This is a genomic window from Paenibacillus sp. Y859 (genome assembly GCF_056786405.1).
This window is the reverse complement of the sequence record NZ_JBXCIZ010000009.1, coordinates 136,727-150,107: the sequence shown is the minus strand read 5'-3', so window position 1 is coordinate 150,107 and position 13,381 is coordinate 136,727. Positions and strand designations below refer to the sequence as shown.

12 protein-coding genes and 1 pseudogene are annotated in these 13,381 nt (G+C 38.5%); 10 read left to right on the top strand and 3 right to left on the bottom strand.

Going from position 1 to position 13,381, the window contains the following annotated elements; all coding sequences use genetic code 11:
* Positions 1-266: 266 nt before the first annotated feature.
* From AC1TO8_RS17725 to AC1TO8_RS17700, 6 genes and pseudogenes are all read left to right on the top strand, one after another.
* Positions 267-935: pseudogene (locus AC1TO8_RS17725) on the top strand (DUF3898 domain-containing protein).
* 223 nt (positions 936-1,158) lie between these two features.
* Positions 1,159-2,457 (top strand): hemolysin family protein, encoded by a 1,299-nt coding sequence (locus tag AC1TO8_RS17720; protein WP_482056947.1) that lies wholly within the window; start codon positions 1,159-1,161, stop codon positions 2,455-2,457.
* Between the two features lie 168 nt (positions 2,458-2,625).
* Positions 2,626-4,020 (top strand): branched-chain amino acid transporter BcaP, encoded by a 1,395-nt coding sequence (bcaP, locus tag AC1TO8_RS17715; protein ID WP_482056946.1) that lies wholly within the window; start codon positions 2,626-2,628, stop codon positions 4,018-4,020.
* A gap of 327 nt (positions 4,021-4,347) precedes the next feature.
* Positions 4,348-5,631 carry a YCF48-related protein gene (locus AC1TO8_RS17710; protein ID WP_482056945.1) on the top strand — a complete coding sequence of 428 codons (1,284 nt, stop codon included), beginning with the start codon at positions 4,348-4,350 and terminating at the stop codon, positions 5,629-5,631.
* A 196-nt stretch (positions 5,632-5,827) separates the two neighbouring features.
* Positions 5,828-6,016 (top strand): hypothetical protein, encoded by a 189-nt coding sequence (locus tag AC1TO8_RS17705; protein WP_482056944.1) that lies wholly within the window; start codon positions 5,828-5,830, stop codon positions 6,014-6,016.
* A gap of 163 nt (positions 6,017-6,179) precedes the next feature.
* Positions 6,180-6,605 (top strand): DUF2500 domain-containing protein, encoded by a 426-nt coding sequence (locus AC1TO8_RS17700; protein WP_482056959.1) that lies wholly within the window; start codon positions 6,180-6,182, stop codon positions 6,603-6,605.
* A gap of 124 nt (positions 6,606-6,729) precedes the next feature.
* Here the strand turns inward: AC1TO8_RS17700 and AC1TO8_RS17695 are convergent, their stop codons facing one another.
* From AC1TO8_RS17695 to AC1TO8_RS17685, 3 genes are all read right to left on the bottom strand, one after another.
* Positions 6,730-8,130: an ABC transporter substrate-binding protein gene (locus AC1TO8_RS17695; RefSeq protein ID WP_482056943.1), complete on the bottom strand. Its 1,401-nt coding sequence runs from the start codon at positions 8,128-8,130 to the stop codon at positions 6,730-6,732.
* A 122-nt stretch (positions 8,131-8,252) separates the two neighbouring features.
* A complete protein-coding gene (locus AC1TO8_RS17690; RefSeq protein ID WP_482056958.1) occupies positions 8,253-9,071 on the bottom strand; it encodes a carbohydrate ABC transporter permease in 819 nt (272 codons plus the stop codon).
* A gap of 2 nt (positions 9,072-9,073) precedes the next feature.
* Positions 9,074-10,024, bottom strand: a complete 951-nt coding sequence (locus AC1TO8_RS17685; protein WP_482056942.1) for a carbohydrate ABC transporter permease — start codon at positions 10,022-10,024, stop codon at positions 9,074-9,076.
* A gap of 175 nt (positions 10,025-10,199) precedes the next feature.
* On the opposite strand from AC1TO8_RS17685, the gene AC1TO8_RS17680 reads away from it, so the two are divergent.
* The 4 genes from AC1TO8_RS17680 to AC1TO8_RS17665 all read left to right on the top strand — a co-directional run bounded on the left by AC1TO8_RS17680 (position 10,200) and on the right by AC1TO8_RS17665 (position 13,358).
* Positions 10,200-10,622 (top strand): cell wall hydrolase, encoded by a 423-nt coding sequence (locus tag AC1TO8_RS17680; protein WP_482056941.1) that lies wholly within the window; start codon positions 10,200-10,202, stop codon positions 10,620-10,622.
* Between the two features lie 39 nt (positions 10,623-10,661).
* Positions 10,662-11,144, top strand: coding sequence for a spore coat protein GerQ (gerQ, locus tag AC1TO8_RS17675; protein ID WP_482056957.1), 483 nt, complete (start codon positions 10,662-10,664; stop codon positions 11,142-11,144).
* Positions 11,145-11,456: 312 nt separating this feature from the next.
* Positions 11,457-12,776 (top strand): hemolysin family protein, encoded by a 1,320-nt coding sequence (locus AC1TO8_RS17670; RefSeq protein WP_482056940.1) that lies wholly within the window; start codon positions 11,457-11,459, stop codon positions 12,774-12,776.
* Between the two features lie 99 nt (positions 12,777-12,875).
* On the top strand, positions 12,876-13,358 hold the full coding sequence (locus AC1TO8_RS17665; RefSeq protein WP_482056939.1) for a hypothetical protein: 483 nt from the start codon (positions 12,876-12,878) through the stop codon (positions 13,356-13,358).
* The last annotated feature ends 23 nt before the right edge of the window (positions 13,359-13,381 follow it).

Sequence of the window (13,381 nt, the reverse complement as noted above, 5' to 3'; positions counted from 1 at the left end):
TGTTCTATTATATCATGCGAAGGAAGTATTTGGCTATCGCCAACCGAAATTCATCTCCCACCTACTCATTGAGCTTCGCCCTTCACATTCATTGAGGTGGAAGTCTTCTTTCGGAAAATAATAAATAGTGATTCCGCAATTATAAAATTCGAATCAGTTAACATAATATTAGTTATGTTAACTAAATGCGAAAAACCAAAAAGTTTATTCTTATATTTATGTATTTTCTATAACAAATAACATTAGTTTACAAAAAGGAGTTCAACATGCGATTTAGCGTACAGCACTTATCTTTCTTTGTCATACAGGTCGAAAGCGGTGATGGTCAGACCGTCAAAAGCTATAAGCACTATCAAACGCTGGATGGTCAAGAATACGTGGATAGTGAAATCAGTAAGTTCCTTGATGGAGAATTCACGCGAATGACCAAGCGCAAAGTAGAGAAGAATCCGAGTAGTGAGCAACCACCCGATCCCGGAAATCGTGAATGAGCATGTGATGGAATTTGTGCAGACTTATGTAGAGACCAAATGGCCAGATGCAAGCCATGAAGAGCGTCATCAAGAGGAGCGTGAATTAGAGCTATGGGCAGCAAGTGACAAGCGGAGTTTGCAGGAGAAATGGGATCCAGAGCAAGTCGTGGAAGCTGCAACTCGAATAGTAGAGATCAAGCCAGAGATAGAGATTAAGTTTAAGCTCGGTGAGACTTTTATAAAAGGTTTATTAGCCGATTACGGAGATAAAATCCATCTGACGAAGCTAAACGATGGGTACGCTGTATTATTGAAGGAGATGCCTTCACCTTTGATAAAAGTTACTCTCCCGTTGAATTATTACAACCTGAAAGCTTCCGATTGGTCGCCGATCGGCTGCTGCAATCTCGCAATGAGTTAGACGGTGATGAATTAGATGGCAGTGATGAGGAACATATTTAATTCATAATATTAATTAGTTGATGTAAGAAAGGACAAAACATGTTTAAATTATCATCGATCATTCTATTAGAAACGACAACCATTAGAAACGATAACAAAGCAGGACTGTTGTCGTTCTTTTGTATATTCCTTTTGTTAATATTTTGTTATAAATCTCTGAATAATGTATAATTATTTCTTGATACTATTAAAATCATATTTTTTATAAGGGGAAGATGTTGTAGTGGTAAGTGATAGGGCGGGGTTAAATTTATTAATGATCGCTATATTAATTGGATTAACAGCTTTTTTCGTAGCGGTAGAATTTGCAATGGTGCGACTTCGACCAAGTAGAGTGGACCAAATGGTCAGTGAAGGTAGAAAGAATTCACTAGCTGTAAAAAAAGTGCTAGACAATCTAGATGGGTATTTGTCTGCTTGTCAATTAGGTATTACGATTACATCACTGGGATTAGGTTGGTTGGGAGAGCCCACAGTAGAAAGTATTCTACATCCTGTGTTTGAGAACATGCAATTAACTCAAGGACTTACTGATTTCATTTCTTTCATAATCGCTTTCGTCATCATTACGTACTTACATGTCGTTGTAGGTGAATTGGCACCTAAGACGATTGCTATTCGCAAGACGGAGACGATGGCTTTATTAACGGCCCACCCAATCATTTGGTTTGACAAATTGATGAGACCTTTTATCTGGGTCCTAAATGGATCAGCTATCCAATTAGTTAAGATGATGGGTATCAAGCCTACATCAGAACATGAAGAAGCGCATTCCGAGGAAGAGCTTCAGATTATAATAAATGAAAGTTACGAGAACGGAAAGATTAACAAGAATGAATACGGATTTGTGAATCGAATATTCGCTTTTGACAATATGCAGGCTAAAGATATCCTTGTGCCGCGTACAGATATGGTGTGCTTATATACAGATAAAACGCAGCAAGAGAATATGGATATTATCACAACTGAACAATATACACGCTTTCCTGTTGCACAAGAAAATAAAGATAATATTATTGGCATTATTAATACCAAACAATTCTTTTTGGCTTATAATAGCAATCCTGATATTGAGATTTCAACTTTACTCCAATCTGTTATGTCTGTTCCAGAAACGACATCAATCGATGCTTTGTTAAAAAAGATGCAAAGAGAAAGTACTCATATCGCCATTCTGGTGGACGAATATGGAGGTACATCTGGAATGGTAACGATTGAGGATATATTAGAACAAATCGTTGGGGAGATTCGTGATGAATTTGACTCCGATGAAGAACAAGAAATTACGAAGATCAAGGATAATCATATTATTGCTGATGGCAAAGTATCCTTGGTACTTATCAACAATCTTCTTTCGACGCGATTTGAAACCGCAGAATGGGATTCAATAGGTGGATGGTTATATGGCCATCAGTCAGAATTAGAAGAAGGCGATCAATGGGAACATGAGAATATAATATTTACTTTGCTAGAGAAAGATAAGCACCGATACTGTAAAGTAGAACTTTTGGTTCAAGTATAGTTGGGATCTGCACAAGAGTAGCCCATGTGGTTACTCTTTTTTTCTTTTTGGTAATAGATCAAGAGAGTATTCAGATGGATTGTTGGTTATTGTCATTGACATAGAGCCATACTATCCGCTATAACACAATTATAAACATCGATAGATGAACCTACAAGGAGAGAGATCATGGATTTATTTCGTAAAAAGTCAGCTTTAAGCTATATAGAAGAAGCAAATGTTACAGATCAAACAACGAAGTTGCAAAAATCACTAGGGGCTATGGATTTAACCATTCTAGGGGTGGGAGCTATTGTGGGAACTGGGATTTTCGTGCTAACTGGTGTGGCGGCCGCGAAGCATGCAGGACCAGGTCTGGTTCTTTCATTTGTAGTTGCAGCTATTGCGTGTGTGCTTGCAGCACTGTGTTATTCCGAATTTGCCTCATCAGTGCCTGTATCAGGTAGCGCATATGCGTATAGTTACACCGCTTTTGGTGAGATGTTTGCATGGATTCTAGGTTGGGATCTTGCGCTTGAGTATGGTGTTGCGGGTGCTGCAGTAGCCAGTGGTTGGTCGGGATATTTAAAAGGCTTACTGGATGGTTTCGGAATCCATCTCCCAATAGCGATATCCGGATCTTTTAATATGTCACAAGGATCTTACATAGATCTGCCAGCAGTCCTAATTATTCTTTTAATCTGCTATATGTTGACTAGGGGAATTAAAGAAACAGCACGTTTCAATACGATTATGGTTGTAATAAAGATTACAGTTATTTTATTGTTTATAGGTGTAGGTGTTTTTTATGTAAAACCATCAAACTGGTCTCCATTTCTACCGTTCGGAATGACAGGTGTGTTTAATGGGGCAGCAGCTGTATTTTTTGCCTATATAGGATTCGATGCCCTATCGACTGCGGCGGAAGAAGTGAAGAATCCTCAACGAGATTTACCAATTGGAATCATTTCATCTCTCGCTATTTGCACAATTCTTTACATCATCGTGTCGTTAGTCATCACTGGAATTGTACCGTTCGAACTTCTAAATGTGACAGATCCCGTTGCCTTTGCTCTCCGATTCATCAATCAGAATGTAGTGGCAGGTCTCATATCATTAGGGGCGATTGCAGGTATGACGACGGTACTGTTAATGTTGATATATGGGCAATCTCGATTAATATATGCCATTTCACGAGATGGGATGTTGCCTAAGATCCTTTCAAGTATTCATGTGAAAACACAGGTTCCTGTTATCGGTACATGGATTACGGGAATTCTGATAGCTATCTTAGCAGGGCTAATTCCACTAGACAAGCTAGCAAGTCTAACGAGTATGGGCACATTATTCGCATTTGCAGTCGTTTCATTAGGTATTATTGTCATGCGGATCACAAATCCGGATTTACCTAGAGGATTTCGCGTTCCATGGGTTCCTTTTATACCATTATTGAGCGCAGGTAGCTGTATTTACTTGATGTTCAGTCTAAGTAAAGAAACATGGCAAGGATTTATCATATGGTTACTGATCGGATTGGTTATATATTTCTGTTACGGATATCGACATAGTAAGTTAAATAAATAAGAAGATAGTTTACATAATATTAATTATGTTACTTCATGTGATTATTAATGTAATTAATAGTTTATGTCATAAATCATAATAAAATCATTAATCTGTTGCTATCATTTGCTAGCGATACTTCATATCACTTTAAGGCATCCGTTTCTGCGGAAATATAAGGAATAGAGTATGGCGTGAGTCTTATACTTTCTTATATTTACAAAAAGACGATGTCCTTCTTATATTATGATATAATATTTACTTAGAATAACCTTGTTATTAATTTATGGTCGTATTATTGTGTAATATTTTTATAACATCTAGGAATTTGGTATACATGGAGGCAGAATGATGAAGTCACGACGATATATATTTCCAATACTTGTAGTTATATTAGGTTTAGTTCTTACGGCATGTACACAAGATAACACTGAGCTAAAGTCTCAACCACCTCAAGAACAAGAAGATTTAAGCGAACAGGGACAGACTTTGAATGTAATTGTACCTGAAACAATGAACGAGGCTACTGAAGAAAAAGAAAAATATCAGATTCAGACTCGATTGGTTGATTTCAATTTACTTAATGAGAATGCTGGACTAGCATGGGGGGTAACCAAGAAAACTCTCCGATTATATCGAACTGAGGATAATGGTGTAACGTGGAGCAACATCTCACCAGCAGCGAATATTAAATTTGATTCTAATCCTAAATATGGAGTAGATATGTTCTTCTTAGAAAAGAATAATGGTTGGATTATCCGAAATGGACAAGATGTAAATGAAACGGTTGTTCTTCGTACGACGGATGGGGGAAATCAATGGAAGATATCTTCTTTACCTAAGTCAGATCATATTAAGGGAATTTCCTTCACATCTCCCACCCGTGGATGGATTATGACATCATCTGCTACTTCAATGGGAAGAGAGGATAAATATTTATATAGAACAGATGATGGTGGTGCCAATTGGACAAAGATTATGCAGAATACAGGGACGCTAACCTCGGCAAATGATACGATGGGTTCCATTTCGAACACTGGATATTTGAATAATATGACCTTTATCGATGGCTTGCATGGATTTGTCACCTTACAGGATAACGAGATCTCCGAATTATATACGACAGAAGATGGCGGTAATACATGGAACACAACACCTCATTTCATTGATCTGAATAAAATGAGTACATGCAGTACGTTAACTCTAGGCGAGCCTCTATTTGTTAAACAATCAAAAAGCGATGGGTTTATCCCTTTGAGTTGTACAAAGGATACTGAAACCAAGTTTAATGGATATTTTACGATAGATAAAGGACAAAGTTGGGAGTTAGCTCCTTTTCATTTAAATTGGGCTAACGGTTTGAACCAAGCGCTAAGTCCTGTATTTGTAAGTAACACGGAAGGGTGGTATCTTCAGGAATCCGTTCTCTATCATACGATAGATCAAGGAAATAACTGGAGGGAACTACCGATCAGCCTAGTATTGCAAGATTATATGAATAAGTATCCGATCGTAGTGAAATTGGATTTTATCTCTTCAGAAGTAGGATGGATCTTATTGGAGAATAGGGAGGACAAACGGTCGCTGCTATTGCAAACAATAAATGGTGGGATCAGTTGGAAGGTATTGTAGTTAATATTTGCAGCAAACATATGTTGCCCCTCAGATTTCAACGGCTATAAATGGTATATAATTAAGAAATCTGAGGGAGATAAAATAATAGTTTAATTTCAGCATATAAGTTGTGAAATAAATCACAATACAACGTTGATTCGTATGATATATTAAAGATGTAAACAAGACATACAAGACGATGGGAGTGGGATCGATGACAACTTTCAATAATAATATGGATGAAACAAGCAAAAACCTACTACAATTCTGCTATACATGTGATGAAGCTCATTTATGTACTACTGAAGAGAAGTGCAGAGAATGTTGGGCTGATCAAGCCATCTTAACGGAACAAAATACAATGGACGAGACTCAGTTATTCTTACAAATGATGCATGCATAACAACAATACGATATTATACAAAGAGATAAGGAATTAATTCCTTATCTCTTTATTTGATTTGAATAAATGATCAATTTCTCACGGATGTGGCATATACATGATAAGGAAGAGTATCTCAAATGAAATAATGAAATCATAGCTGCTCTACATAGGGGGGAGAAGTATAGGGATGAACTCATTCTGGATGTTTGATTTCGTAGGAACAGTCATGCCGATCTTCATCATTGTGTTTGTAGGCATATTATTATTAAGTATTGGAAATGGTATCGTACGATGGAATAATAATAATAAACAGCCTTTACTTACCGTGGGATCATGTATTGTGAGCAAGCGTAACGAAGTGAGCCACCATCAGAACCATCAGAATGATCATATCTCTAGCTTCACTCGCACTTGTTACTATATAACCTTCGAGGTAGATAGTGGAGATCGAATAGAGTTCGTTGTAAATGGGGAAGAATATGGTCTTTGTGCTGAAGGAGATACAGGGGAATTGACGTTTAAGGGTACTCGCTACATCGGATTTCATCGTAATCCCCGCTTCACGACCCAAGAGGATAGCCGATCGATTAGACGCGGATATGAATAGCATAATGGAGGATCAACATGTCATTCACTAATTAAAAAGAGGCTTGATCGAAACGGGTATCGTTTCAATCAAGCCTCTTTTTGAAGGGATTATACTACGAATATTTGATGATGAATGGATAACTTTATTTTTTTACAGTTAGATTATATTCTTGTATCTTACCCGTAATTGATTTGGCAGCGTCATCCAATGCTTGTTGAGGAGATTTACTATTGTTCAACACTTCTTCTATCGCTGTTTCTGTCAATTGTCTTGCTTCAGGGAATACACCCATCACTGCTCCTTGTGTTGCTAGATTCAGCTTCGTTTGGTGAAGTTGATCTACCGCCGTTTGAAATTGAGGATATGCCACTAGATTATCTTTAACTATTTGCTCATCATATGCTTTTTGCGTGATAGGGAAGTAACCTGTGTTTACATGCCAATAGGCTTGTACTTCTGGTTCCGCTAAGAATTTAATAAATTCCCAAGCCCCTTGCTGTTCTTCTTGCGATTTATTGTTCATAATCCATAAGCTCGCTCCTCCAACAACTACACCGCCATCACCAGAAGCTTCTGGTTTAGGTAAGAAACCTGTACCTACTTCGAATTTACCATCTGCTGAGCTAACGATTCCACGAAGGGAAGCCGTAGAATCAAGAGTCATAGCAATCTGTCCTGCTGCGAATGCTTTCTTGGTATCATCTGTTTTACGACCAAGATTCATTATAGTTTGTTCATCTAGCATTTGCTTCCACCAAGTTAGGGTTGATACACTCGCTTCACTGTTCAATAAGGATGATGTAGCGGGGGAAGTTCGTCCGTTTCCATTATCAATAAATTCTACCCCTTGATTCGCTAGTAATTGCTCGATGAACCAACCGTAGATTGCAAAGGAAGCACCTGATTGGCCTTCACTTGTTAGTGCTTTGGCAGCCTTTGCTAGCTCCTCATAGGTCTTAGGAGGATTCTCAGGATCTAATCCCGCTGCTTTGAAGGCATCTTTATTGTAATAAAGAATGGGATTGGATGTATTGAAAGGCATCGAATACAACTGATTGTCGAATGTATAATAACCCAAAATATTAGGCTCAAGTGATGTGATGTCGTATTGTTCCTTATCAATAAATGTCTGAACGGGAGTTACTGCTTCGGTGTCGATCATGAATCGACTTCCAATTTCATATACCTGCATTAAAGTAGGGCTACTACTAGAGTCCATCGCTGCTTTCAATTTATTCAAGCTCTCATCATAGGTTCCTTGAAATACAGCTTCTACTTGAACATTTTCTTGTGAGCTATTGAAATCAGATACAAGCTTATCCACAGCTTCTCCAAGTCCACCACTCATGGAATGCCACCATACTACTTTTACAGGCTCCACTTTCTTTATAGTCTCAGCAGACACTTCACTACCGGAGGTAGCCACAGTTGTTTCACTCGCTGCATTATTACTGACCGTCGATCCACAAGCAGTGATCATAAACATCATACAAAACATCATAATGAGTACATTGGACTTGCTACGGAATGCTTTTGAATTCATGGTCTCTTATTCTCTCCCTTATCTCATCTTTATTTTATCTGAAATTAGATTTGCTCCTAATAAGGAACTTTCTAATGACGGAACACGGTGGAAGTTTCTTATTGATTTAGTAGTAATCAGAGCTAGCCCTTAAGAGCTCCAGCCGTTATACCTCTTACAAGTGGCTTCAGGCCAAGAATAAGCAATAGGAGAGAAGGAAGCAGAACAAGCACTACCCCTGCTAAGACTAAATTCCAAGATGTCATCTCCTCGAATTGCAGCATACTGATCCCAATTTGCACGGTACGCATTTCTTCCTTGTTGGTAATAAGAAGTGGCCATAAATAGTTGTTCCAGTGATTCAAGAATGTGTAGACGCCAAGTGTCGCAATAGCGGGTGTAGATAAGGGTACAACAAGGGAGAGGAAGATACGGATATGTCCACATCCATCGATTCTCGCGGCTTCAAATAATTCGTAGGGTAACTGAAGATAAGCCTGTCTTAGTAGGAATGTCCCAAATGCCGAAGCAAGAAAAGGTAAGATTAAGCCTGTGTAACTATCAAGTAAATCCCAATTCTTAACCGTCATATAGTTAGGGATCATCGTTACTTCCCAAGGAATCATCATGGTGGCAAGGAATAAGGCAAATAGAAAGACTTTGCCCGGAAATCGAAGAAATGCGAAAGCATATGCAGCTGTACTTGCAGTTATAATCTGTCCAAGCATGATTAAAGTAGATACTATGAAGCTATTTCCGATAAAACGCATGATCGGAATAGTCTGGATGACTTCTATATAGTTATCCCAGCGGAGTTGACTAGGTATCCATCGCGGGGGATATACAGCTGATTCTGCATTTGTCATAAATGATGAGGATAGGGTGTAGAGTAGAGGGAAAAGGATCAGACATGAAACTACTAATAATGTGACCATTAAAAAGCTTCGATTCATGTTGTTCATAATCATTGATAATGCACCTTCTTCTCGAGGAACTTGAACTGGATCAATGTAAGTATAAGAATGATGCAAAATAGAATTAAGGCTTGCGCACTGCCAACTCCAAATCTATAATTCACAAATGCATCTTGATATATATTGAACACCATGACGTTGGTACTGTTCATTGGACCACCCTTGGTCAGAATGTTGATCTGTCCAAATGATTGAAAGGCACCAATCATGGATACAACACCTACAAAGAATAAGGAAGGAGTAATCAGTGGTAATGTAAGTTTAAAAAAAGTACGGAATGCTCCTGCTCCATCCATCTTAGCGCTATCGTAAATATCTTCAGGGACACTTTGCATACCACTGAGTAATACAATGAATTGAAAACCTAAGTTCATCCATACGGTCATCAATGAAATAGATATTAGCGCCCATTTAGGGTCGGTGAGCCAATGAACGGGTGCGATATTCAGCAGAGTGAGAGAATAGTTCAACACTCCTAGAGTAGGATGATACAGAATCATCCAGATAATAGAGCCTGTACCTACTGAGATCGCCATGGGTAAGGAGAAGATAAAGCGAAATAGAAACATGCCACGCCATTTATTTTGTACTAAGGCGGCGAGAAATAGTGCCAGGACAATACCTGTGGGAATTGTCATTAGAATGAAGCTTAAGGTAACGGTAATGCTTTTGTAGAATAGTTCTGAAGTCAATAAATCTGTGAAATTACGAAGTCCTACATACTGTGCTACACGCCCCCTCGGATCGGTTAGATACATGCTCAAATATACTGATTTAATGAGGGGATAGAAGAGAAAAATACTAAACAACAACAATGATGGGGCCAGAAAGGTAAATGCCAACACGCGTTCTAACAAACGATTTGTTCGTAAAGAACGTGTAGAGAAGGAATGTATAAAGGATCGTGGTAAGACTTGGGGTAAGTTAATTTCTTTTTCCATAACCGTGTAAACCTCACTCTCTGCTATTCAACTACCATCTGATCATAAGGCTTGGATATTCGGGGAATATTAACCAAATGTAAATTAACGAAATGATTTAAAACAGTCACCATCTGGGCTGATGTACATAAGATAAGGTGAAGTTAGAGAGTTCACACAACAAGGAGGTGTTAAGATGCCCGCTGTTAAAACAACTACACAACATACCAAGCTGTTAGCCCGATTAATGAGAGCTGAAGCCGAGGGGGATGGAGAACAAGGCATGCTAATGGTCGGTAATGTAGGGGTGAATCGAGTGTTAGGTGATTGTCTGGATTTCAATGCTATTCGCAACTTGAATGACATGGTTTTTCAAAGGCCAGGTGGATTTGAAGCTACACAAAAAGGTTATTTCTATCAAGGAGCCCGTGAGAAAGATATTCGTCTGGCCAAAAGGGTCATTAATGGCGAACGTGTATGGCCAGCTAGTAATGCTCTTTGGTTCTTCCGACCGGAAGGAGAATGTCCAGCTACTTGGTATGATCAGCAAAATACAGGCAGATTTAAGGCACATTGCTTCTTTACTCCCTCTCCAGCAGATTGTCCGACAGTTTATTAAAATATAAGAAAGTGTTTGTAAACATAAGGAGGAATTTTGATCATGATGATGCAACCTTTTCAACCGGTATCTTATAATTTTGGAAATGAGCGGGGGCCCTATAATGCTCCTATGGGCCAAGGAATGGGAGTAGGGGGTTCATATATGAAACCACTACAAGGATCAGGTGGAGGTCAGATGATACCACCTCAAGTATCAAGTGGCAATCCGATGACACCAACAGGCAACGTTGTACAGACTAATGCACCTGTTTTTGAACAATCCTATGTTGAGAATATATTACGTCTTAATCTTGGTAAGGTCGGAACATTTTATATGACTTATGAGAATAACAAGGAATGGAATGCCAAAGTATTTCAAGGTGTTGTCGAGGCAGCAGGTCGTGATCACATCATTATTAGTGAAAAGACTACTGGACGCAGAGTCATATTGTTAACGATTTACTTAGATTATATTACCTTTGATGAGCCGATTAATTATCAATATCCGGGAGTTATTGGAAATCCAGTACAACCGAGATGATAAATTGGATCTAAATCCTATAAAAGGGGTGCATTTCGTCTGAATTGACGAAGGCACCCCTTTTAGACGTTTAAATCGTTGTTTTCTCAATAAAACTCATTGTTTCTGTTAAATACAGTCATACCTTAGTGTTTGACTGTGTATTGTATAACTATATAATTAAGTATAAGGTTTAAATTTGGGATGGAATGGAGATGAGTTACTTGGGGTATTGATGCTGCATAGAGTAGAGCTGATTATTGAATGTCAACCCATTTTTAAAAAACGAAGGAGGTGTACCTATTCGTCAGTGAAGGATTACGACGAATAGGAATGAGATTGGACCCATTACCGAGTGAACTAAATTTATTTATTATTTTTGCATTAATCGTGTTGAATGGTTTTTTCGTCTCTGCAGAGTATGCCATGGTAAAAGCAAAAAGTGGTCGAATGGATACACTTGTTGCAGATGGACGTAAAGGTGCTATTTTAGCAAGAAATATTACGAACAACTTAAATTCATACTTATTAGCATGTCAACTAGGAATTACAATATCATCATTAGGTCTTGGATGGATTGGTGCACCAGCGATTGCACGATGGTTACATCCTATTTTTGATATATTCGGATACAGTGAACCTGTTGTGTATGGTATTTCAATAACGATATCATTCATTATCATTACGATTCTTCACTCAGTCATAGGCGAAATAACACCTAAGACGTTTGCCCTACGAAAAGCCGATACGGTAACATTACTATCTGCGGCACCGATGACGTTATTTTATAAGGTGATGTCTCCGTTTATATGGGTATTGAATGGATTAGCTAATCTAATATTGAGAATGTTACACATTACACCTGACTCCGAACTAAGTTCCGCTCATACGGAGCAAGAAATACGTATTCTCATGCAAGAAAGTAATAAAAGTGGATTAATCAATAATACAGAATTAGCACTTGTAGATAATATATTCGGATTTGCGGAGACAACCGCGCGCGAGATTATGATCCCTCGAACGGAAATGATCTGCCTTTACAAACATGTTCCAAGAGAAGAGAACCTCGAAATTGCATATGATGCTATGAGAACACGCTATCCCTTTTGCGAAGGAGATAAAGATAATATTATTGGATTCATTCATATCAAGGACTTAATTAGAGCTAATGATATTGAATATCCAACGATTGTTCGTCCTATTATTACGGTTCCTGAGTCCATCCATATCAGTACATTACTGAAGTTGATGCAACGTGGCAAGTCTCAAATCGCTATATTAATTGATGAGTATGGTGGTACTTCGGGCCTTGTAACTATGGAAGACATTATGGAAGAAATCGTAGGCGAAATTCAGGATGAATTTGATGAAGAACGACCCGTAGTTGAGACAATAAATGATGATGAATTCTCTATTGATGGATTAATGTTGATTGATGAGATGAATGAACGCTTCGAGTTGGATATGGATACAGCTGATTATGATACAATTGGGGGTTGGCTGTATTCGCGGCTTGAGACGATTCCACCTCAGAAGGGGCAGTCCGTAGAATTTGACGATCATATATATATAGTAGAAGAAACGGATAACAAGCGTATTTCGCGAATTCTAATGCACAAGATACATTTCCAAACTGAGTACGAAGGAGCTTGATGTAGCATCAGAAGAAAAGTTAATTGAAATGCCGTAACCTTTCTCTGGTTATCTACGTCTATACTATAACCCAGGATAATCCAGAGAGGAAGAGTAGTTATGATAAGTAAAATATCTAGGAAATGCTTAACCTTAACACTATTCGTCGCATTAATAAGTATGATGTTTGCCATTGAGGTGAGTGCAGATGAATCTAAAGTACCAGGTGCACTTACAACACCTCCACCGCAGGAGGTGACGACACAAGCCTTAACTCAGAGTTTCAATTATCTGCATAATGGAGAACTAACCATATCAGCAATAGGTAACTTGAAGGCAAGACTCAGAGCAACAACGATAGCTTACGAAATAGTGAACTCTCTAGGAGCTGATGTGTCCATTCAGCGTTGGACAGGAACTGACTGGATAACCGTTCAAACGACAACACTATCAACGACTTCAAGTGACAATTACGTTGGTGCGTCTGATTGGAGCGTAACAGCGGGGTATTATTATCGTGGACGGGGTAACCATTGGATTAAGAAGGGTTCTATTACAGAACAACTTGTCGTTTATACCTCATCGCTACTTATTACACAATAGAAGAATACAACAACATAAGAGTA